Source organism: Gordonia sp. UBA5067 (assembly GCF_002414845.1).
Classification (GTDB): Bacteria; Actinomycetota; Actinomycetes; order Mycobacteriales; family Mycobacteriaceae; genus Gordonia; species Gordonia defluvii.
The window spans coordinates 220-22,815 of record NZ_DIAX01000078.1; the positions used below are offsets into that span (position 1 = coordinate 220).

Genomic DNA, 22,596 nt, shown 5'->3' on the forward strand with positions numbered 1-22,596 from the left:
CGTCCACGCACACTTGGCCGCCGAGCACCCGGGACGCAATTATTCCGCCGACGACATCATGTCGATGGCGATGGAGGTCTCCGACAAGTTGGTCACCCCCAAGTCCTGACATGCGCTTTCCCGTCCCGCACTGGCGCAATGCCGCCCCCGGGGAAGTCCGTACTTGGATCACCGACATCAACGACGGCATCATCACCGTCGCCGGCATGGAACTCGGATTGGTCGGCGCTCAAGTACCGCAGCAGACCGCGTACGCGGTGATCAGCATCAACGCACTCGTCGGGGCCTTAGCAGTCTTCGGGGTGAAACTCGGCGAACGCTACGCCGACCGCGAGGCCGAAGCCGACCTCATCCGCCAAGAGTCGGACCGACTGGCGCTCTCGCCCGACGATGAGAAGGCCGAACTCATCGCGTGGTTCGAAGAACGTGGCGTCTGCCCATCGACCGCCCGCGGTGTCGCCGACGAACTGGCCGCCGGCGACGCACTCGGCGCGCAACTACTCATCGAGTACGGGCTCAAGAAGCGCACGACGCCAGACATCGCCTGGCACGAATCGGTCCAGGCCGGAGTCGCTTTCCTTCTCGGCGCGGCGCTACCGGTTCTCGCGACCATCCTCACCCCCTGGGACACGCACGTCATCTGGACCGTGGCGGTCGCCGCCACCTCGCTGACCACAACGTCATTCATTCTGTCGCGGCGCGGTCACTCCAACACGCGCGCTACGATCGCGCGCTCGCTGATCGTCGGCCTGAGCACCATCACAATCTCCTACTTTCTGGGCGACCTTCTGCTCTAGCTACATACGCTCCGGCCGAATCGTTCCGCGGTCACCGACGCGCACATATCAACCTGACCACGCCTCGCCAACTCAGGCTCAGCCGCGCTCGACTCGGCGAGACACGAGGCAGCGCGCCCAGTCAGGCACCAGCGCTGTACCCGTTGTCGATCACAGCGCCTATGCCCACTCTGCGTTGGGGACGTGCCCACTCGGCGAAGCGCCTATGCCCACTCGGCGTCGGGGACGTGCCCACTCGGCGAAGTGCAACTGCCCACTCGGCGTCGGGGAGGTGCCCCTTCGGCGGGCGATCGGTCACGGGTAACCTGCCCGACGTGACCAGCAGCCCAACCACCGCAGAAGACCTCATGCGCGCACGATTCGCGGCGTTCCGCGATGGCGACACCGACTCGCTACTGGCCACCTGGCATCCCTCCACCCGTCCAGACTCGCTCGACCTCACTGACAACCCCACCTGGCGCCGACTGCAGATCGTCGACGTCGTTGATGGCGGCCCCGACCATGCCGCTGGCATCGTCGAGTTTCGCGCCACCTACCTCAACCCGGAAGGCAGCATCGGTGTGTTGCACGAGCGGTCTCGCTTCATCCGTGAGGACGGCCGGTGGCTCTACGTCGAGGGAACCGTCTCAGACTGACGGCTTCAAGTCACCCGGCTGAGTCGATACCCGCGAAGCGGTAGCGTCGAATCGACCCGAACTACAGGAGGGCACCCATGATTCCGCGAGCGACCTCTCCAACCGGCACGACCATCCAACCGGCCGTCGAACGCAGCACTCGGTTGCCGTGAATCCACTTCGACGCATGCGCTTCACCGCAGATCGCTGGCGGGATTCTGAGCCCGAGGAGGTCCGCAGCTGGATCACCGAGGTGAACGACGGCATCATTGCCGTCGCCGGAATGGGCCTCGGGTTGGCCGGCGCCGAAGTCTCGCTGCGAACCGCGTATGCGGTGGTCTGCATCAATGCGCTCATCGGAGCACTCACCTCCTTCGGGGTGAAACTCGGTGAGCGCTACGCCGATCGCGAGGCCGAGGAAGACCTCGCCCGCCGGCAATCCACGAAGTTCGCCCTGACCCCCGAGGCAGAGAAGTCAGATCTCATCGAGTGGTTCCAGTCGCACGGCGTCACGCCGGCGACCGCTCGCACCGTCGCCGACGAACTCGGCGAAGGAAACGCGCTAGATGCGCAGTTGCTCATTGAGTACGGCCTCAAGGAGCGCACAACCACCTTCCTAGCCTGGATCGATGCACTACAAGCGGGTCTCGCGTTTCTCATCGGGGCTGCCGTGCCGATGCTCGCGACGCTGCTGATTCCCGGGAACTCCCACGTCATCGGGATAGCCGTCGTCGCGTCGCTCTCCCTGGTGATCACCTCATTCGTGCTCGCCCACCGCGGCCACTCCAACATCCGCGCAACGATCGGCCGATCGTTGGTCATCGGGCTGATCACGATCACCGCCTCGTACTTCTTGGGCGATCTCCTGCTTTGAAGCCGGGGCTCCTGCTGAGATCCGCGCCGCGGGAGGACACCGGCGTGATAATCACGCGCATCACTCCCCGGTGTGCGGATCTCCGCAGCACATGGAGCCGTTGAACGCTGGGGTGCGTCTAAGGGATATGAACGTTGGAGTATTCACCCGCGCCGAGTTGCTCCGCACCGGTGAGACCGACAGCTCACTGCGCCGATACGTCCGAGAAGGAAGGCTCAGCCGACTGCGGGCAGGCTGGTATGCCACGGGCACCGCCAACCCCGCCGCAGTCGAGGCGGTCCGTCGTGGCGGTGTGCTCTCGTGCGTATCAGCCCTGGTAGTCCATGGCTTCTGGGTGGCACCGGGATATCCGAACGTCCACGTCCGCGGACTCCGCGACAATCGGCACGCCGGATTCTGTCGGCATCGGGGCCGGCCGCTACCGACCCGCGCGGCAGTCGACTCGATCGCGACCGCGCTGGCCTGCGCCGCCGACTGCATGCGCGGCGAAGACTGGATCGCGGCCGCCGACTCGGTGCTGAACAAGAAGGGAATGGAGACCGAAGACCTCCGCCAAGCACTCGAAGGGCTCATCACTCCACCGGTCACCGACTGCTCGACAAGTGCGACCCCCGGTCGGAGTCGGGCACCGAGTCGCTGGCCCGGGTACGCCTGCGCGCCAGTGGATACGCGGTGGAGGTGCAGCCGCGGATCTGCGGGCGCAGGCGTGACCTGAGAATCGGCCGCCTCATCATCGAGTGCGACAGCAAGGCCCACCACACAAGCCCGGCGAACTACGAACTCGACCGGCAGCGCGACCGCGAGACCCTTCTTGCCGGCTACGCGACCATGCGGCTGACCTACAGCACGATTATCTACAACTGGGACAGAGCGCTGGACGACATTCAGGCGTTCACCCGGGCCGCGCGGCATCGCTACGGCGGGAATGCTGCGGAGATCCACACGATACCGAGCCATCGACGTGATAATCACGCCGATCGCTCATGAGGAGCCGAATCCCAGCAGCGGAAGCAATGATCGGCGAGACTCGCCAGCGGGACAAGGCTCCTCACCTGCGACAACAATGCCCCGGAACCCCGGAATGGTCGCCAGCCGGGCAGCTAGATTCTGTTTGACCGTCGCATCGGCGGCTGCGCACCCGTGGCACTGGCCGGCGAGCGCAACACGAACCTGCCCGTCCTCAACGCCAAGTAGTTCGACCCGCCCACCATGCGTCGCGGTGTACGCACCGAATTCGCCGGCCAACACGGCGCCGACCGCAGCCGCGACCTCCGCATCTGCCGCCTGCGCGACCGACACCCCGTCGTCCGGAGCGGGCCAGCCGCCATCGGCGGACAAGACGTCGAAAAGCGCCGTACGAATCGCCGGACCATCGGCCGCCGCCGTCCGTTCGCTGCCCAAATATGTGACGATCCGCCCCGGCTCGACTGCGACGCCGACGAGCACCCCGGCGTCGAATAGGGCCCGCAGCGGCGTGGGCGCATCGACGGCGCCGACCGTTTCGGAGTGCCGGATCAAGCCGGGACCGACCCGCCAGCAAATCGCGTCGGCACTGGCCGATTCGGGAATCAGATGCACGGCCATCGAATCATCCGCCGATCGCAGCGGCGATCTGATGGCCGATGAAGGCCGCCCCCCACGCCAGGACGAACATGTAAACCCATGCCACGACCGGCCAACGCCACGAGTTGGTCTCGCGGCGAAGCGCACCGACCGTCGACATGCACTGCAGCGCGTAGACGAAGAACAGCAGCAGGGCGACCATCGTCGGTGTCGTGAACACCAACTGTCCCTGTTTGGGCCCGTGAGTGTGCCGCATCGCGGCCAGTGCCTCGTCGGGGGCCTCGGGATCTTCGGCCGCGGCGATCTGCCCCAACGTGGACACCACGACCTCGCGCGCGGCGAACGACCCGACAATGCCGATATCGATGCGCCAATCGAACCCGAGTGGGGCGAATATCGGCTCGACCGCCTTGCCGATCGACGCGGCGAAGCTGTTGTCCATCACGTACGAGCGGGACGCGGCCTCACCTTTCGACTCCGCATCGGCCCGACTCTCCCCCGCGGCAACAGCCGTCGCGACGGCATGCTGGCGCACCGCGTCAGCCTGCTCGGTGTGTGCGGGCAAGGACAGCAACGCCCACAGCACGATCGCGGTCGCGAAGATGATCTTGCCGACCTTCAGCAGGAACTGTTTCGACGAATCCCACATTGTCAGCAGCACCGACTTGACCGACGGCAGCCGGTACGGCGGCATCTCCATGTAGAACGGCATCAGCCCGCTGCGCAGGGATTTGGTCCGCTTGAACAGTGCCGCGGCGACGAGCGCTGAGAGCCCGCCAAGCAGGTACAGGCCGAACATCACCGCGCCCTGCGCGTTGAACGGGCCGAACCGGGCGGTGCCGGGCACCAGCATCCCGATGAGCAGCACGAAAACGGGAATACGCGCCGAACAGGTCATCAGTGGCGCAGTGATCGCCGTCGCGATCCGGTCCCGCGACGACGGCATGGTGCGCGTCGCCATGATTCCGGGGACAGCACACGCGAACGACGACAGCATCGCCACAAAGGCGCGGCCCTCCAGTCCCGCGCGGCTCATCACCCGGTCGGTGAGGAATGCCGCCCGCGACATGTATCCGACGTTCTCCAGCAGGGCGATCAGCAGGAACATCAGCATGATCTGTGGCAGGAAGACCAGGATGCCTCCGACGCCGCCAATGACCGCGGTACCCAGGAAATCGGCCAGCACCCCGTTGGGCACGTACTCGTCGACCAGCTTGGCCAACCAGCCGAAAAACGTCTCGATGTAACCCTGCAGCGGTGCGGCGACGGTGAAGATCATCTGGAAGAAGCCGAACATGATGGCCAGGAAGGCCAGCGTGCCGAATATGGGGTGCAGCAACACCCGGTCGACCTTTGACGTGCGGGAATGCTCGCGCGGCGCCCGATAGGCGGACTCGGCCAGCACCGTGGCGATCCAGTCGTTGCGTTCGGCCCCCGGCTGTGCGGGCGGCGGCACGATCGGGGCCGGCCACGCCGAGGCATCGGCCAGTAGATCGCGAACCGGTTCCAGCGTCGAACTGTGCGTGCCGATGACCGCGCGCACCGGAACGCCCAGCGCCCGCTGCAGCCCAGTCACGTCCACGTGACCGTCGCGGCGCTCCATCTCGTCGCTCATCGTCAGGGCGACGGCGGTGGGGATGCCAAGGTTGAGGGTTTCGGCCACCAGCGCCAGCGACCGCTCCAGGACCGTGCAGTCGACGATGAGCAGTGCGGCGTCAGGTCGTCGCACCCCCGGCAGCTGGCCGGCGAGATGATCGGCGACCACCTGCTCGTCGGGGGAGATCGGGGTCAGGCTGTAGGTGCCAGGCAAATCTTCGAGGTACATGAAGTGCGTGGACCGCCTCGGCGCCGGTCCACCGACAAGCGCGGGCTCGGGTATCCGCACCCGGCCGACCGACCGGGACACGGTGACGCCCGGGTAGTTCGCCGTCTTGAGGCGCAGGCCGGTCAGCGCGTTGAAGACCGACGTCTTGCCCGCGTTCGGGCTGCCGATCAGGGCGACGCGGGGGTGCGAATCCGTCGGGCCCGGTTCGGCGATACCGCCGTTGTTGTGGCAGCCGGCATCGTGGGAGATTCGCCCGGGATCGTCGGCGCGGTCGCCGTCGGGCGCACAGCAATCACTCACTGCGGTCCCTCACAGCGGATGTAGTTCGCCTCCCGGTCGCGCAGGCAGATCTGGTAGCCCATCACCTGGTAGACACTCGGATCGCCCATCGGTGCGCGACGCACCTTGGTGACTGGGGACGTGGCGGTGAATCCGAGACTTGTCAATCGCTGACGGACACGCTCGGGGCACTCGGCGGAGAAATCGAGGACGGTGGCGGTTGCGCCGACCTCAACATCGCTGAGGGTGGTCATGGGCTATCTCGGTTCGCTGGGTGAAGTGAAGCATTAGTGGCTAAGAGCCCATGTTAGCGAAGGCTGGCTTAATTCCGCGAGAGTCACAAGTCCCGGTGGTCCCGACATCGCGTCCCGCGCCTATCGTCGAGAAGCATGAGCCACGTCTTCGATGAAGCGATCACCGTGCAGGCCCAATCCAACGGTGTCTTCCACGCAGTGACCCACGACGCCTATAACAACATGGTCGGCCCCTTTGGCGGCATCACCGCCGCGACCGTTGTCAATGCCCTCCAGCAGCACCCCGACGTCCTGGGCGGCCCGCTCGCGCTGACCATCAACTATGCCGCGCCCGTCGCCAACGGCACCTTGGATCTGCGGACCTCGATCGTGCGCACCAACCGGACCAATCAGCACTGGACGTTCACGATCGAGCAGGAAGGCGAAGTCGTCTCCACCGGTAACGCCGTCTTCGGAGTCCGCCGCGAGAGCTGGTCGGACACCGAGGCCGTCAAGCCGAGCGCACCGCCACCGGAAACTGTTGCCGCCGTCGACTTCCCCGAGTTCATCGCCTGGGCGCGCAACTACGAGAAGCGATTCGTCGTCGGGGGGCTCGGCGACGACAAGAGCCCCGATTCGACGTCGACCCTCTGGCTGCGCGACCTACCCGAACGCCCGCTCGACTACCCCTCCCTCGCCTCGATGGCCGATGCCTTCTTCCCCCGGGTCTTCCTGCGCCACGGCACCTACATGCCCGCCGGCACGATCACCCTGACCACCTATTTCCATGCGACTCCTGCGGAGTTGGCCACACAGGGCAGCGACCACGTCCTGGGCACCGCGCAGGCCGGGCGCTTCGGCAACGGCCACTTCGACCAGTCCAGCCAACTGTGGGGCGGCGACGTCCTGCTCGCCACCTCACACCAGCTCGTGTACTTCAAGGACCTGCAGGGCTGAGCACCGCCAACGGCACTGCTGAGATCCGCACCGTCACGGGCCGGGGACGTGATAATCACATCCGCGGTCTACCGGGGTGCGGATCTCAGTGGATCAAATGCGCCGACAAGTTCTCGTACGCCTCCGTGTCGGGCTTCATCGCCGCGGCGACCAGCTCCCACAACACCTCATCGGTCCCGCCGCCCACCCGACCGAGTTTGACGTCCTTCCACCAGCGGCCCAGCGGCGTCTCGTCGGTGAGGAAGCCCGACCCGCCAAAGATGTGCAGGCACTCCCCCGCCACCTCCTCGGCCAGTCGCACCGCCGTCACCTTGATGGCCGCGGCGGTGCGCAGATTCATCGGACCCGCCGCAGCAATCCCGTCGAGCGCGAACCGCAGCGTGTCGACCCGCGCCTGCAGGTCGGCGACCCGCAGCCGCAGCGCCTGGTGGTCGTAGAGCCGCTTGCCGAACTGCTCCCGATCCATCATCCGAGCCAGCGTGATCCCCAGGATCAGGTCGCAGGCCGAGGCGACCTGCGCGGCCACCGACAGGCGCTCGTGGGCCAACCCCCAGCTGATCACCGCGAGCCCGGTACCCGGCCGCGCGATGAGGGCCTGCGCGGGCACCCAGGTGTCGATGTCGACGGGCGCGGTATCGAGCGGCCCCGCCGACAGCTTGCGGTACCGCTCCCCAACCACAACGCCGGGACTGTTCATCGGTACCGCCACGACCACGTTGTTGCCGTGCGTGCTGCCGTCGTCGACGCTGCGCCCGACGGCGATCATGTGCCCCGCGATGGGGGCGAGCGAGCAGAACTTCTTTCGTCCGCGGACCCGGAATCCTGCTGCTCCACCGGCGGTTTCGGCGGACACCTCGGTCCCGACGATCTGCAGATCCGACCCGCCGGACTCTTCTGATGCCCCGATGCACAGCACCTCGGCACCATCGATGGCGCGCTCGGTGAGCGCTCTCAAATAGTCGCTCTTGCCAAATCGACGCAGCGTGGCGATGCCCGAGTCGTGCAGACTCACCCCGACGCCGATCCCCGTCGATGCGGTGCGCCCCAGCCGATAGCCCAACTCGAACAGCTTCGCCACATCGGGTTTGGTGGTCCCGGCCCATTTGGCTCGGAAGACCCCCGCGGCGCCCAGCTTTACGAGCAGCTCCCGGGGGAATCGTTCGGCCCGTTCGGCGGCCAGCACCATCGCGGTCACCTCGTCGTCGAAAGCCGCGTCAAGCAGGTCGCGGTATTGCGCCAGCGGCAGCGGCTCGGTGCAGGCACGGACCCCGCTCAGCCCCGCGCTCATTGCTGCCCGTCCTGGGCCACCAGGTAGGGCGCGACGCTGCCCAGCTTCTCGCATGTCTCGGTGAACTCGCGCTCCGGACTGCTCTGCCCGACAATCCCGGCGCCGGCCCGCAACCAGCTCCGTGCACCATCGCGGTACACCGAGCGCAGCACCAGCGCCGCCTCCAGGTCACCGGCCGACGACACCGTCACCACCGCACCGGAATACACCCGGCGCCGCGTGGCTTCCAGCCGGTAGATCGCGTCAACCGCCGGCGCCTTCGGAATCCCTGACGCCGTGACTGACGGGAACAGCACCTCGAGCGCATCCCATGCCGAATACGGTTGGGCCAGGCGCCCGATCACGGTCGAGGCCAAGTGCTGCACGCTGCCACGTGGGCGCACGGTCATGAATTCGCTGACCGCCGTCGTCCCCGGTTCCGCGACGCTCGCCACTTCGGCATACGAGGTTCGCACCGAGATCGCATGCTCCACAATCTCCTTCGCATCGCTCTCCAGTTCTGCGCGGGCCGCCGCATCTTCTCGGGGCGATACGCCGAAGGCGCGCGTACCCGCCAGCGGTTCGGTGGTCACCACCCCGTCGACGTCAACCGACCCCACCAGTTCGGGCGAAAAGCCGGCGGCTTCGAGGCTGCCGAGACGGAACAAGAAGGAGCGCGCCGGGGTGTTGGCCGATCGCCCGGTCAGGTAGGTGGCCGGAATGTCCACCGCAAATGGCACCGTCACCTCCCGCGACATGATGACCTTTTCGTAGCGGCCGGACCGGATCTCGCCGATTGCGGCGGCCACCCGGCCGCGGAAGTCGCTCGGATCGTCGTCCACCGACAACGGGCGGCGCGCACCGTCGGCGACGTCGATCGGCCGTTCGGCCAGTTCCAGCATCCGGTTTCGCAGATCCTCGTCGGCGCCGACAAATCGGATCCCGCTCACCGCTCCCACGAACGCCTCGAACTCGGGCACCACCAAATGGGCGAGCACCTCGTCATCGGCGAGATGGTCGGCCGCACCGAGGAAGGGCGCACAGAAGTCGAACCCGACCCAGCCGTAGGCGCGCCACTCAGCGGAGTCCAGGCCGGCCAACGCCTCTTCCAGCGCCTGCGCGGGACGCACCGCGTACGGCGTGGCCCGCATCGAGGGCTCGGCGGCGCCGTGGTCGGTGATTCGCACTTCCCGAGTGGTCAGCACGATCTCGTGGCGAACCCCGCCGGCGAACACCCACTCGTCGGCGCTCTCATACACGAAATAGTCCGTCGCAAGCCCGGCGCGCGCCCAAGTGGCGCAGATCTCCGGTTCGCGGACCAGCGTCGCGGTCGCAGTCATGTTGCTCGGTCCTTTCACGTCAGAAACGGGGTTTGTCAGAGTCGCGCTGGTGACCGCCATCATTCGACGACCAGATCGTCGTCGACGCCAAAGCTGGTAAAGGCGGTGTTCCGCGGCAGGCGGTACTCCTGCCGGCCGAGCACGGAGTTGAGGATCTTCGCGTTGCGCACCGCTCCGATATCGAGATTGGGTGCGGAAACGCCGTACGCATGGTGTTCGGCGTTGGCGACGAACAGCCGGTTGGCCAGCGTCCCTGACGCGCCGACGGAGTGGTTGGTCTCGACGACGAACCGCCCGCACGAGTCCCGGCGCAGCCGGTCGCTGATCGGCGCTAGAAAATCTGGTCTGCGCTCGGCATAGCCGGTGGCCGCGATCACTAGATCTGTGTTGTGCGACAACAACTTTCCAGTGTCGTGATGGCGACCGCGCACACGCAGACCACCGTCGGCGATGGGTTCGATGCCCTCGATCGTCACCCCGTTGCGCAACTGGACGGCCGGCAGTTTGCCGTGCAGTTCGCGCCGGTACAGCAGATCGTGGATTCGCGCGAGGGTGTCCGCCGAGACGCCCTTGTGGAACTGCCAGTGCCCCTTGCGCACCTCGTCGCGGGTCGCTTCGGGCAGCGCGTGGAAGTACTCCATATAGGCCGGCGTGGTCATCTCGAGTGAGAGCTTGGTGAAGTCCAGCGGCGCGAACCATCCAGTGCGCGTCCACCACCGGACGGCGGGACCACCGGCAAGGTTGGCCTCCAACAAGTCGGCCACGATCTCCGCACCCGACTGTCCCGAGCCGACCACCGTCACCGACCCGGCCCGCCGCACCCGCTCCCGGTTGGGCAAGTAGTCGGCACTGTGAATCACCGACGCCGAGTCCGCCGGTGCGACCGACGCGAGTTGCAGCACCTCGGGAACGACCGGCGCCGTGCCGATGCCGACGACGACGTGGCGCGCGATCACCGTCGCCGGTCCGTCGGGACCGCGCATCACAACCTCGAAGTGCTCGGCGGCCTCATCCCAGTGGACTTGCTCGACGGTGGTGCCAAAACGCAGGCCCGGCACGCGGTCGATCACCCACAGCAGATAGGCCTCGTACTCGCGCCGCGTCGGGAAGAAGTCCTCGCGCACCAGAAACGGGTACAGGCGGTCGACATCGGCGAGATAGGCCAGAAATGACAGTGGGTGAGTCGGGTCTACCAGCGACACCAGGTCCGAGAGGAAGCTGACTTGTAGCTTCGCGTCGTCGAACATCAGCCCGGAATGCCAGGCGAACCGATCTGCGGAGTCGACGACGAGCACCTCGGCGTCGTCGACGGTGGACGTGAGCGCGGCCAGACCAAGGTTGAACGGTCCCCCGCCGATGGCCAGTACGTCCACGTTTTCGGGTGTGGTCGGGTCAGTCATGGACAACTCCGGCATTCAGTGCGGGCGTCAGCCCCTCGGATTCGACTTCCAGTGCCACCCGCGCGATCTCGTCGAACAGCCGGCCGATGTCGGCGGGCGAGGTCTCCGGATTGAGCAGGGTCAGCTTCAGGCAGGTGCGGGGCCCGCCGCCGTCGGCGAGCGGAACCTGGGTGCGGCCGATGAGTGCCGTCCCCGAGCTGATCAGGCGCCGGCGCAGTTCGGCGTTGACCTGATCGATGTCGAGGTCGTCGCACCGATACCGGAACACGACGGTGGTGAGCGTTGCCCCCGAGACGAGCTCGAATTGTGGCTCGGCTTCGATCCGGGCCTGCGCGTGGCGGGCCAGGTCGTGGCAGGCGTCAAGCATCTCGCCGAGCCCGCCGCGGCCGTAGGCCAGCAGGGTGGTCGCGACTTTGAGTACGTCCGGGCGCCGTGTCGTCTGCAGGGTGAGCCCTAGCTGACCGCCGAAGCCAGCCTCCAGATCGTCCACGGGATTCAGGTAGGCGACCGAACGATCAAGGGGGGCAAACCGTTCGGCATCGGCCAGTAGCAGCAGGCTGGCGGCCGCGGGCTGCCAACCGACCTTGTGCAGGTCCAGGGTGATGGAGTCGGCCGCCTCGATGCCGCGCAGCAGACCGGCTAGACGATCGGAGAACAGCGCCCCGAAGCCGTAGGCGGCGTCGACGTGGAGCCACACACCGTGGTCGTGGGCGATGGCAGCGATCTCGGGTAGCGGATCGGCGGTGCCGAAGTCGGTGGTGCCCGCAGTCGCAACCACGGCGATCGGGGTGCGCGACGACTCGGTTGACGCGCGCAGCGCCGCCGCCAGTGCCGACGGCAGCATTCGGTGCTCCTCGTCGCAGGCAACGGTGACGACGGCCGACTCCCCCAATCCCAGTGCCGCACACGCACGTTGAATCGAAAAGTGCGCTACCGCGCTGCACAGGACAACGGGGGCGCGCAACGCGCCGACCCCGTGCTGGCGGATGTCGATGCCCCGGCCGACGCCCGCCTGGTCACGCGCTATCAGCAGGGCCAACAGGTTCGAATACGATCCGCCCGGGCCGAACACACCGCCGGACGTCGCCGGCAGGCCGGCAAGTCGCGCCAATACCTGCACGGCCCACGTTTCGACGGCCAGGGTCGCCGGCCCCGAGTCATACGTGTCCAGCGACGCGTTGGTCGCGCTGGCCAGCGCGTCGGCCGCTACTGCCACCGACAGGGGCGGCGGCTGCAAGTGCGCGGCGCACAACTCGTGGGTGAGGTTCAGCCCGTACTCGTGCACGATCCGGGCCATCCGGTTCAGCGCCGCCCGTTCACCAATGCCGGCGTCGGGCAGGTCACTCGAACCGAGTTCGGCGGCCACCCGCGCGAGAACTTCGCCGGGGGCGCCGATCGGCAGCGGGGCGCGGACCGGACGGTCGGCCACCGTCGCGGCCGCATCGATCAACTGCTGCCCGACGCGGCCCCAGCCGTCGCCGGGTCGCGCGAACCGCATCTCGGGTGTCGCCGTCGTGTCTGTCACGCGCTGCCTCATCACTGTGGGGGTGGTGCTGGGGGTGGACGGGTGGCGCATCATTGCGCGCCCGCCGCAGTCGCCTTCGCCTGGGCCAGCACAATGGCCAACGGGTCGTCGGGCGCCGCCGGGATGCGGCGCAGCAGGGTGGCGACGATGGCGGCGGCGTGCTCGGCGAGCACCTCGCCGGTAGCGGTTTGGTAGTCGACTTCGAGGTGCGCCCGCGTCGCGCCGGCGAGTTCCACGGCCAGCATCAGCGGGTAGGGCACGATGCCCGCGGAAACCGATCGGTATTCGACACTCATCCCATCGGCTACCGGAATGCCCCGAGTCGGGGCGGATCGGACCGATCCCAGGACTTCGACGACGGGAAAGCGGCCACCACTGTTCCGCAGGGCGGTGAGTATCGAGCCGAAGTCGACGTCGGCGTAGGACATCGCAGCGTAGGTCGCCGCCAATCCTGCGCGCATCGTTTGTCCGACGGTGGCGGCCGGGTCGAACGTGAAACGAATCGGAATGATGTTGCCGCAGTAGCCGACCCGGTCGGGACGCTGCCCCGGCTGCCGATTGTCTGCCGGAACCAGCAGGACATGGTCGGCGGCGCCGGTCACCGCGGTGACCGTCAGCGCGATGAGTACGACGAGTGCCGCGTTGCCGGTCCCGCCGACGATGGACGCGAACGAGGTGAAGGCCGCCAGGTCAACCGAATCCAGGTCGCGACGCAGTTGCCGTCCCGGCGCTTCGTGCAGCGGCGCCAGCCAGCTCTGCTCGGCCGTCGTCGCCGGCAGTTCGCCTGAGAAGGGGAATCGCACGCCGCCGGCCGCCCAGGTCGCACGGGCATGTTCGACAGCCAGCGCCGTGCGCACGTCATCACTGGTGGCACGGTCCTGTTCGCCGGTCGAATGTCGGCGAACCGGCGAATCTCCACCCGCCATGTCGACGCGCCACTCACCCGTCAGGATCGATCCCAGCAGCAGCGGCCATGAGGTGTCGTCGACGGCAAGGTGGTGAAAACTCAGAACAACGGCGACCTGATGGTCGGCATCCGCCGGAAACACGCGGGCGCGCACCGGTGCTTCACGGGTGAGGTCGAAGGGGGTGCGGGCCAGCGCCGAGGCAGTTTGCGCGGGACTACAGCCAGCACCGAGGGGCTCGCCTCCCAGCACCCACACCCGGCCCGGTTCGGCCCAGCGGCCGCCTATCTCAACACCTGCCCGCCGCGGCGTCTCATCGTCGACGATGATCACCGAGCCGAGGACCTCGGCCCTGGCGACCACGCTTTCGATTCCGGCAATCAGTCGCTCCGCACTCGTCCCGGCCACGGTCAGCGCGAGGGTGATGTTGTGCGACACCGAATCCGGGTCGAGCTGATGGATGCGCCACATGCGACGCTCGGGAACACCGAGCTGCCCACTCGGCGGCAGTTGGGTGCCCACTCGGCGCGATTCGGCTGCCCACTCGGCGGCAGTGGGGTGCCCACTCGGCGACCGGTGCTGGTCCCGCCGGCGGCGGAGGAGTTCTTTGCGCGCGGCGCGGGTGTCGGTCATCAGAGCCCTCCAGTGGTGGCCGCTAACCGTCCGGAATTCTTGCCGCGCAATACAGTCCAGTCGCTGACAATGGGTATCGTCTCGCCGGCCGCCCACATCGGGAGTTGATCCTGGAAGTGGGGCGACGCCGGATCGCCGGCGACCCCCAGGGGCACGATCCAGCGACCGCTGTCACGGTCGGCGACATCCCACACGTAGCGGGCCGCAGAGCCGACGCGGCACTGGTCGTCGAACCCGACCGCGCTCGCGTTGGCGAAAACGCATTCGGCATCGCCGCCCAGCGGGGCCCGAAACGGACGCACCAGCGCGGACATCTCGGGATGCGCCGCCGATGCGCCCATGAGATCGAAGCCGTGGATCGGGGCGAACCGATGATGCGCGCCCCACGCCGGTGCGGTCCTGCCGCCCGCGGTGGTGTCGGCCAGACCCTCCAGGCTCGCCACGACGAGAGCGTCGACGTCGACACCTAGTCCGGCGGCCTGGACCAGGACCGCCGCCAGCGCCGCCGCAATGCGCGGCTGGGGTACGAACCACGGATCCAGAATCGACGGGAGGCCGTGTGGCGCACCGAGTTCTGCCAGGCACTCATGCTCGGCGAGCTGGACCACCAGGCGGGTCCGCAGCGCGGCAAACAGATAGGCGTCGACGCTGTCGGCGGCCATCACCCGATCCCAGCTGATTAGGCGGGCACGGATCTTCCCGGCGCCGTCGGACAGCCCGGTCAGCGGCACCAGTCGCTGCTGCACCAGGGACGCTTCATCGAGCCGGGCGTCACGGTGGATCTCGGTGCAATCCTGCACCGAGAGCTCAGCACACTCACCGAGGACGGCAGCAATGCGATCAGCCCGCCCCGGCGCCACCGCCTCGGTGGTGACCGGCTGCAACGACGGGCAACCGGTGATGCGCTGGTTGGCGATGACGGCGAAATCGCCCACCTCGCCGTCGAACCCGTCATCGGCGACCGAAGCGGGGTGATAGCCCACCCACCGATAGCGCCCGTCCCAGCCGGGGACGGGCAGCCAGTAATTCTCCGCTGCCCGGCGGGGCATCGCGCCGACAACCTGTTGGCGCACATGACCGTCGGAGTCGGCGATGACGATCCGGTTGACCGGTTCGGACCACGATTCGAGTGCCTGCTCGACGTCGTCGATGGTGCGGGCGAACAACAGGTCGAGCACCGCGTCGAAGCTGAACCCGGCTGTATCGGCGAGCAACGGGCTGCGCAGGCTGAGCGCGTATCCGTCGTCGGCTCCACCCGCAACGACCGGACCGTTGTCGGTGACGACGATCTCGACCGCCACATCATCGGCGCCACGCACCCTGATGGCCTCGGTCCAGGAAAGCACGCCGGCTTCGCCCTCGGGAGTCAGCGCGACCACCCCGTTGTCGGTGCGCGACAACCGTTCTCGATAGACATCCTGGTAGTCGCCCATCGCGTTGGTGATCGCCCAGGCAACCCGTTGGGCGTGCGCGAAGTGTGGGACGGCCGGAACGCCGGCGAAGGCGAGGCCGACGACGTCGAATTCGGGGCAGCCCAGCTGGCACTGGAGGTAGATCCCCGGCAGCTCCAGGAAGCGGTGCGGATCCCCGGCGATCAGTGCGCCGCCGGTGCTGGTACGGGCCGGTGCCACGCCCCAGGCGTTGCTGCCGGAGATGGCATCACCGATCGGGGCCCGCCCGGCGGAAGGCTGGGCACACTCGGCGGAAAACTGGGCACGCTCGGCGAGAAGTTCGGCGATGAAGTCGTCGTCGGGCCGGGCCGGCCGGTCGTCGGCGCCGGGCCGGTCGTGCGCACCCTCGCCCGGGCCCTCGAGATCGAACCACGGACCCTCGAGATCGAACATCGTCAGTCCGGCGCGACCGAAGGCGCGCACCGCCTGCACGCGCCACAGCTTGGTGGTGAATCGGCCGAACAGCAGGTGGTGCATCACGAAGACGGCAATCGGGGTCCACGGCTGCCACGGTCGGGGCCGGTGGTCGAGTTCGTCGAGTTCCGGGGCCGTCGCCGAATCCAGGGCGCCGTTGACCCCCGCGACATACGCGTCGAGCAGCTCGCGGGTACGTGGCGAGGACCGCTCGTAGACAGTCCGCGCGGATCGCTCCATCCCTGATCGCCGCGCAAATCGGTCCCAGTCAACCGCCGACGACCCGAACGCCTCGGCAGTGCGGCCCTCTGCGCGCAGCCGCAAGAACTCGATCTGCCAGGCCCGGTCGAGGGCGCATGCGCGGCCCTGTCCATATAGGGCTCCCGCCGGGCTCGAAGCCCAGATATGTGGAATACCCCAGTCGTCGCGCAGGATCTCGTGCTCAAATTCACCGGCCATCAGGCACCTGCCGTCGTTGTGGAGAGCTCGCCGCGGATCGCCGATGCGCGGCGGCCGGCAATCGGGTTGGCCAGTTCGTGTCCCGCGGCGACCATGGCCGAGTACGGGACCGCGTGATCTGCCATTCGCCGGCGGTTACGCAGTTGCAACTCGTTGAGATGGATTGCGCCGAATGTCGGGGCAAAAAGGTCCCAGCGGGCGAAGCGCTCGACCAGTTCGGGAAGCTGGGCCGACAACCCGTTGACGCTTGCGGCCACCTCCCACCAGAAGTCGTCATCGTCGACGAGGCCGTGCTCGTGCAGCAGGGCGGCGAACGGGCGGAAGAAGTCGTCGAAGACATCGGAGAGGATGCCGAGGTTCCGCGACTCGTCGGCCTCGATCGACCTGGCGCGAGCACACTCGGGCGGCAGATCATCGCACGCCCCGAGGATGAATACCTCCTCACCGATGTCCTTGAGGATGACTCGTTGCGGCACACCGTCTTTCAGCACCAGTATCAGGTTCTCACCGTGTGGGGAGAACTTCAGCTCGTGCGCATAGAGGAGGTACACGATCGGCTGAAGGTAGGCGTCGAGATACCGCCGCAGCCATTCCCGCGCGAGCAGCCCCGACGCTCGGATGAGTGCGCCGACCATCGGCGCACCGCCCTGGTCGACGTGCAGCAGCGCGGCCATCGTGGCGAGTGCTTCCTCGTCGCGCAGCAGCGGGACCGGCGATTGCCGCCATAGCGCGGCCAGGGATTTGCGGTACTCCGAACCCGGATTGGTGGCCGAGGTGAATGCGGGATTGCGGTAGCCGATCGCCGCGACCTCGTAGAGAACCTCGAATCCGATGGACCGCAGGTACTCGTCGCCGCCGATCCGGTTGCGGATCCAGTCGTTGATGAGTGGCGTCGCACTCATGTAGTCGGCCGACATTCCGCGGGTGAAACCCATGTTGGTGATCGACAACGACATCTTGAGGTAGTGCCGCGCAGGATCGGTCCGGTTGAACAGTGTCCGGATCGACTGCTGCGGCTGGTACTCGTCGTCGGAGCGCCCGAGTTCGACGATCCGCCGGCTGCCGATTTCCGGCGCGAACAGCCGGGCCACGTGGTTCGCCCACTGCCACGGATGCACGGGCAGATACCGGAAGTCGGCTGGATCAAGGCCCTGCTCGACGAGGGTCGCGTCGAAGCGGGCGCGCTGCAGGACGCCGAGTTCATCGTCGAGGAGCGTGTCGTAGTCGACGCCGGCCATGGCGGCGAACTCGACGTCGTCCGCCCACACGGCCAGCCACGTCACCCGTAGACGCGGTCCGAATTCGGGCGCGTAGCGCGTCAGGTCGTCGACGCTGAATCCGATGCGTCCCGCGTTGGCGATGAAGCAGGGGTGGCCCTCGGTCATCGCGGCCTCGATCGCCTGGAAGGCGGCGACCCGGTCACCGCCGGCGCACACCAACGACACCGCCGACGTGCGCCGCTGTCCGCGGCGTCCGGCACCGAGCGCCAGAGTGTTGATCAACTCCTCAAGATAAGCCGCAAGGTCGTCGCCCCCCTGAGGTTCGGTCAAGCCCAGCGCCACCCTGAAGTCGACGATGATCGCGACCGGATCGAGCGGGCGGCCCACTCCGTCGACGTGGCGCCGCACACTGCTCGCCGGGATGCTCCACGAGTCGAGGGCGAGCACCTGCGCGTCGAAGGCGTATTCGGTCCGCCCGTCGTCCGAGCGCACGGTGTATGGGCGCACGGTGTATGGGCGCACGGTGTATGGGTGCACGGAACCCCCGGCGCCCGCGCTGTCGTCGGTATGGATCGGTTCGGGGATGATGATCTGCTCATGGCAGAGTTCCGCCAAGATCTTGCAGACCAGCCGGAGCCGGTAGACCTCCCACGCTTCGCGGTCCGGGACGATCTCGGTACTGGTCGGTGTCATCGTTCGGCGCACGCCTCGTTCTCATCGTCGAGGCCCGTCAGGCGCCGCCCGTTGTCGGTGAGCACGACGAAATCGTCGCGGGTGCAGTAACTCAGGCGCGCAGTCTTGGCGCCGACCGGGTAGTCGCCGGCGACGGTGAACCCCACCGCCGCATTGAGTCGCTGCACATCGGTGTTTCGGACATCGGGCTCCACGACGACCCGCTGCACGCCCGGCTGGGCGAAGGCCGTCCGCATGATGTGCAGCATTACCTCGCCGGTGAACCCGGAAATCGGCGTATCGCTGGGTGCCACCAGCAGGTGCATGCCGATGTCGCCATCGCGATGGACGTAGCCGGACGCCGGGTCGGACAGCTCGCCAATCGCCGGGTCGTACAGCTCAAACAGGAACTGCGGTTCCCCGTCGAGAAATCCGATGCGCATCCCGTATGACGCACCGGTGGCGGCGGCCCGGATCATCGTGGAAACCTCGTCGGCCGTCGCGGTCAGCATCTCCCAATACGCCGACTTCGGGTGCGTGAGCCACCGGTGAACGATCGGCGCGTGGGCATGCGGGTCCATCGGCTCCGCCATCAGCCGGTCGGCGAGGCGGCCCTGGGCACCCTCGGCGGGGTTGAGCTCGGCGGGGTTGAGTTCGGCGGGGTTGAGCTCGGCGGGGTTGAGTTCGGCGGGGTGGAGTGCGGCGGCCACCTCGTCGTCCGGCATGGCCATCACGGCGAGGTACTCGGCCGCGGCCGCCGCAACGTGCCCGCCGCCGCTCCCGGGTTCGAGGCAGGAGCCGTCACCGTCAAATTCGACGATGCGCCGGGCCAGCGCCGCGACCGTGCGCCGGGAGAACACGTCGGCGACCGACAGCCGCGGCACGGCCAGCCACTCGCGTGCCTCCGCGACGAACCGAGTCGCCGAAACCGAGTCGCCGCCGAGCGCCAGAAAGTCGTCGTGCACCCCGATCGGGCGGGTGGCCAGCACCTCGCCGAGTACGTCGACCAAGACTTCTTCGACCGGCGTGCGCGGTGCGGTGCCCCCGGGCGCCGCATCGGGAACACCGAGCTCGATGACCGCGGTGCGGTCGTACTTGCCGTTGCCGGTGAGCGGCAGCTCGGGCAGAACGGCGATCGACCGCGGAATCATGTACTCGGGCAGCTCATCGCTCAGCGCCGCCCGCAGATCATCGCCGGTGCTGGCGCCGCCCGGCGCGCGGGCGACCGCGGCCCGCAGGTCACGACCATCAGACCAGGTGATCGCGCCGCGCACCGCCGGTTGGCGCAGCAGCGCTGCCTCGACCTCACCGAGTTCGACGCGATACCCGCGTACTTTCACCAGGTGATCGCCGCGGCCCACGAAGTCGAGAAACCCGCCGGGTAGATAGCGCAGGACATCGCCGGTGCGATACCAGCGTTCTCCGCCGGATTCGACGAACCGGTCGGCGGTCTTCTCGGGGTCGCCGCGATACCCCCGGGCGACGCCGGCCCCCCCGATCCACAACTCGCCCGGAACGTGGTCGGGCCGGTCGCGGCCGCGCTCGTCGACGATGCGGCAGCGCACACCCGCCAGCGGGACACCGTACGGCACAAAGGCCGCACCGGCCGGCACGTCGCCGGCGGCGCAGTAGGTCGAATGGATCGCGGTCTCGGTGGTGCCGCCGAGCCCGGCGACCCGGCAGTGCGGCGACTGCTCGGCGACGCGGCGCATCAGCGCGACGTCGACCTTGTCGCCGCCCAGGATGATTTCGCGCACCGACGGCGCCAACGGGGCCAGGTCGAGAATCATGCCCAGGATCGACGGCACACAGTTGAGCACGGTGACCTGGTGCTGCGCCGTCAGCCGGGCCCAGTCATCCGCGTTGGTGACGCCGCCCTCACCGGGCACCACGACCGCGCCCCCCACCGCGAGCAGTGCGAAAACGTCGAAGACCGACAGGTCGAACTCGAGGGAGGACACCATGAGGCTGCGGTCGTGTGGGCCCAGGCGCAGCCGCTGCACGAGGTCGGTGAGCGTCGCAACGGCCGCCCGGTGCGGTAGCTCGACGCCTTTGGGTAGCCCGGTGGAGCCCGAGGTGAACAGCACGTAGGCCAGGTCGTCGGCGGTGACCGGGACCGGCCGGATCGGCTCGTGGCCAACCGCTTCCGCCGCGTCGACGACCGGTATTTGGACCCCGGCCCAGTCGCCTGGGGCGTCGGTGAGGATCGCGGCGGGCCCCGCCGCCGATAGGATCCGCTCGCGCCGCGCGCCCGGCTGGGTCGGCGCGACCGGCACATAGGCGCCGCCCGCGATCAGGACGGCCAGCGCCGCAACAATCTGGGCACCCCCCTTGGCGAGGTTCACGATGACGGTGTGGCCGCGGACCACACCCGCCGCGGTCAACGCGCCGGCGACCCGCTGCGCCTCCTCGACCAGCTCACCATGGGTCCAAATGCGCGCATCGGTGATGATGGCGGGCGCCGCGGCGCGCCCGGACGCAGCCGCAATCACGGGGCCGTGCAACGTGCCGTCGAACACGCTGGCGGCCGGCAGCGGTTGCTCGACGGCCAGCCGGTGCGCCCGGATCTGCGCATCGACGGGATCCGGTGCCGGGCTATCCCAGTCACCGGCGATGAGCTGATCGAGCACCCGGACGTAGTAGGCGAACATCGCCTCGGCGACGCCGCGCGGCAACTCCGAGACCCGCACGTCCCAGTTGAGCAGCAGTCCGCGGCCACCGCCGGGCGCACCCACCTCGGTCACCTGTGCGTCGAGCAGGACCTGCGGCCCCTGCGACACGATCCAGGAGGGTGTGCCGAACTCCTCGGCGACCTTGGCCGAGAACAGTTCGCCCAAGCCCAGGGCACTTGTGAAGACAACCGGCGACAGCATCGGTTCGCCATGGTGACGGCTCAGCTCGCGCAGCACGTCGAGCCCGCCGAACGAGCCGTGCGCCGCCGCGTCGTGCATTTCCCGACGCAACTGTGCCGCCCGGTCGGCCATGGTGGCGGACCGGCTCAGGTCGACGGCAACCAGGATCGACGAGGTGAAGTCGCCGACGACGCGTTCGAGGTCGGGGTGTTCGCCGCGTGGGTCGGCGCTGTCCCGATCGAATATCGGCACGGTAAGCAGAAAGCGCGGCGACGCGGAGTGGGTGCCGATCGCCTCGGCGAAAGCGGCGGCCACCGCCGCCGCCGGCGTCACACCCCGCTGTCGGGCATGCGCGTCGAGCCGCCGCCACTCCTCGGCGTCGATGCGGTGGTGCAACCGGACGGTGCGCGCCCCATCGGCGCCGCCGTCGGCGGCCGGGAGTTCCGGTGCGCCGGGCAGGTCGGCGATCCGGCCGCGCCACCATGCGGCGTCCGCCTCGCGAGCAGGACACTCGGCGCGCGCCGCACTGAGCTCGGCGTACGTGCTCCGAATCGGGGCGAGCTCCTCGCCCCGGTACAACCGCGCGAGGTCATCGACGAGGACGCGATAGCTCATCGCATCGGCGGCGAGCATATCGACGTCCAGGTGCAGCCGGGACCGACCACCCGGGAGCAACGACAGTTCCGCGCGGAACATCGCACCGTCGCCGACCGGCAGCATGCGGTGGGTACCGGTGTCACGGATGAGCGCTAGCTCCGCATCGACCGCCACGACCGCCGATGACCGCAGGTCGCGAACCACGCACGCCTGCGGGTGGGGTTCGCCGAGCCGCTGGGTTCCATCGGCCTCGATCCGCGTCCGCAGCATCGGGTGCCGGTGCGCCAGTGCCGAAACCGCGCGTCCGAAACGGTCGGCGTCGACGATCTCGCCATCGAATTCGAGGTAAAGGTGCGCGGCCACACCGCCCAGCTGGTGGCTGTTCGAACGGCCCAACCAGTAGGCGTGCTGCATCGGCGCGAGGGGAAAGCTGGACTCCGGATCGGCACCAGCGGACCGAACCGGCTCGTCGGGGAGGCGGTCGGTGCCGAGCAGGCCGGCCCAGGCGTCGAGCCGAGGATCGGCCGCCAGCCGCGCGAAGTCCACGTCGTGGCCGCGTTTGCGCCACTGCCCGGCCAGCCGCATCATGCGCAGCGAGTCCAGCCCGTGCATCACCAGATCGCTGTCCGGCGCCAGCGACTGCGCCTCGACGCCCAGCATCGCGGCGACCTCGCCGCGCACGTCCACCCCGGTCACGGCATCGGAACTGACCATCAACA

General features: G+C 68.2%; 17 protein-coding genes. 6 read left to right on the forward strand and 11 right to left on the reverse strand.

Annotated elements, in window-relative coordinates:
• Window positions 1-110 precede the first annotated feature (110 nt).
• The 5 genes from B4M62_RS12795 to B4M62_RS14715 all read left to right on the forward strand — a co-directional run bounded on the left by B4M62_RS12795 (window position 111) and on the right by B4M62_RS14715 (window position 3,272).
• Window positions 111-797, forward strand: coding sequence for a VIT1/CCC1 transporter family protein (locus B4M62_RS12795; RefSeq protein WP_290713590.1), 687 nt, complete (start codon window positions 111-113; stop codon window positions 795-797).
• Window positions 798-1,111: 314 nt separating this feature from the next.
• Window positions 1,112-1,432, forward strand: a complete 321-nt coding sequence (locus B4M62_RS12800) for a YchJ family protein (RefSeq protein WP_290713595.1) — start codon at window positions 1,112-1,114, stop codon at window positions 1,430-1,432.
• A gap of 166 nt (window positions 1,433-1,598) precedes the next feature.
• Window positions 1,599-2,285, forward strand: a complete 687-nt coding sequence (locus B4M62_RS12805) for a VIT1/CCC1 transporter family protein (RefSeq protein ID WP_290713598.1) — start codon at window positions 1,599-1,601, stop codon at window positions 2,283-2,285.
• A gap of 127 nt (window positions 2,286-2,412) precedes the next feature.
• Complete coding sequence (locus B4M62_RS12810) at window positions 2,413-3,000, forward strand: type IV toxin-antitoxin system AbiEi family antitoxin domain-containing protein (protein WP_349678355.1); 588 nt, start codon at window positions 2,413-2,415, stop codon at window positions 2,998-3,000.
• On the forward strand, window positions 2,958-3,272 hold the full coding sequence (locus B4M62_RS14715; protein ID WP_344716608.1) for a DUF559 domain-containing protein: 315 nt from the start codon (window positions 2,958-2,960) through the stop codon (window positions 3,270-3,272). Before B4M62_RS12810 ends, B4M62_RS14715 begins: the two co-directional genes overlap by 43 nt.
• Here the strand turns inward: B4M62_RS14715 and B4M62_RS12815 are convergent.
• Genes B4M62_RS12815 through B4M62_RS12825 form a run of 3 tightly spaced genes read right to left on the reverse strand, consistent with a single transcriptional unit; the run spans window position 3,267 to window position 6,206 of the window.
• Entirely contained in the window at window positions 3,267-3,869 is a 603-nt protein-coding gene (locus B4M62_RS12815; RefSeq protein WP_290713601.1) for a NifU family protein, read from the reverse strand. The two genes, B4M62_RS14715 and B4M62_RS12815, sit on opposite strands and share 6 nt — an antisense overlap.
• A 4-nt stretch (window positions 3,870-3,873) precedes the next feature.
• The gene (gene feoB / locus B4M62_RS12820) at window positions 3,874-5,973 is read right to left on the reverse strand and encodes a ferrous iron transporter B (protein ID WP_290713604.1); all 2,100 of its coding nucleotides are present in this window, start codon (window positions 5,971-5,973) and stop codon (window positions 3,874-3,876) included.
• Window positions 5,970-6,206: a FeoA family protein gene (locus B4M62_RS12825; RefSeq protein ID WP_290713607.1), complete on the reverse strand. Its 237-nt coding sequence runs from the start codon at window positions 6,204-6,206 to the stop codon at window positions 5,970-5,972. Before B4M62_RS12825 ends, feoB begins: the two co-directional genes overlap by 4 nt.
• Before the next feature lie 135 nt (window positions 6,207-6,341).
• Here B4M62_RS12825 and B4M62_RS12830 point away from each other — a divergent pair, with 135 nt between their 5' ends.
• On the forward strand, window positions 6,342-7,142 hold the full coding sequence (locus B4M62_RS12830) for a thioesterase family protein (protein ID WP_290713610.1): 801 nt from the start codon (window positions 6,342-6,344) through the stop codon (window positions 7,140-7,142).
• Window positions 7,143-7,227: 85 nt separating this feature from the next.
• On the opposite strand, the gene B4M62_RS12835 is transcribed toward B4M62_RS12830, so the two are convergent.
• The 8 genes from B4M62_RS12835 to B4M62_RS12870 all read right to left on the reverse strand — a co-directional run bounded on the left by B4M62_RS12835 (window position 7,228) and on the right by B4M62_RS12870 (window position 22,591).
• On the reverse strand, window positions 7,228-8,430 hold the full coding sequence (locus B4M62_RS12835) for an acyl-CoA dehydrogenase family protein (RefSeq protein ID WP_290713613.1): 1,203 nt from the start codon (window positions 8,428-8,430) through the stop codon (window positions 7,228-7,230).
• Window positions 8,427-9,749 carry a salicylate synthase gene (locus B4M62_RS12840; RefSeq protein ID WP_290713616.1) on the reverse strand — a complete coding sequence of 441 codons (1,323 nt, stop codon included), beginning with the start codon at window positions 9,747-9,749 and terminating at the stop codon, window positions 8,427-8,429. The genes B4M62_RS12835 and B4M62_RS12840 overlap by 4 nt, the downstream gene beginning before the upstream one ends.
• 59 nt (window positions 9,750-9,808) lie before the next feature.
• Window positions 9,809-11,149 (reverse strand): lysine N(6)-hydroxylase/L-ornithine N(5)-oxygenase family protein, encoded by a 1,341-nt coding sequence (locus B4M62_RS12845; protein WP_290713619.1) that lies wholly within the window; start codon window positions 11,147-11,149, stop codon window positions 9,809-9,811.
• The gene (locus B4M62_RS12850; RefSeq protein ID WP_290713675.1) at window positions 11,142-12,647 is read right to left on the reverse strand and encodes a pyridoxal phosphate-dependent decarboxylase family protein; all 1,506 of its coding nucleotides are present in this window, start codon (window positions 12,645-12,647) and stop codon (window positions 11,142-11,144) included. The genes B4M62_RS12845 and B4M62_RS12850 overlap by 8 nt, the downstream gene beginning before the upstream one ends.
• A 77-nt stretch (window positions 12,648-12,724) precedes the next feature.
• The gene (locus tag B4M62_RS12855; RefSeq protein WP_290713622.1) at window positions 12,725-14,212 is read right to left on the reverse strand and encodes a condensation domain-containing protein; all 1,488 of its coding nucleotides are present in this window, start codon (window positions 14,210-14,212) and stop codon (window positions 12,725-12,727) included.
• The gene (locus tag B4M62_RS12860) at window positions 14,212-16,536 is read right to left on the reverse strand and encodes a penicillin acylase family protein (protein ID WP_290713625.1); all 2,325 of its coding nucleotides are present in this window, start codon (window positions 16,534-16,536) and stop codon (window positions 14,212-14,214) included. The genes B4M62_RS12855 and B4M62_RS12860 overlap by 1 nt, the downstream gene beginning before the upstream one ends.
• Complete coding sequence (locus B4M62_RS12865; protein ID WP_290713628.1) at window positions 16,536-18,449, reverse strand: IucA/IucC family protein; 1,914 nt, start codon at window positions 18,447-18,449, stop codon at window positions 16,536-16,538. Before B4M62_RS12865 ends, B4M62_RS12860 begins: the two co-directional genes overlap by 1 nt.
• Complete coding sequence (locus tag B4M62_RS12870) at window positions 18,446-22,591, reverse strand: amino acid adenylation domain-containing protein (RefSeq protein WP_414651843.1); 4,146 nt, start codon at window positions 22,589-22,591, stop codon at window positions 18,446-18,448. Before B4M62_RS12870 ends, B4M62_RS12865 begins: the two co-directional genes overlap by 4 nt.
• Window positions 22,592-22,596: the final 5 nt, after the last annotated feature.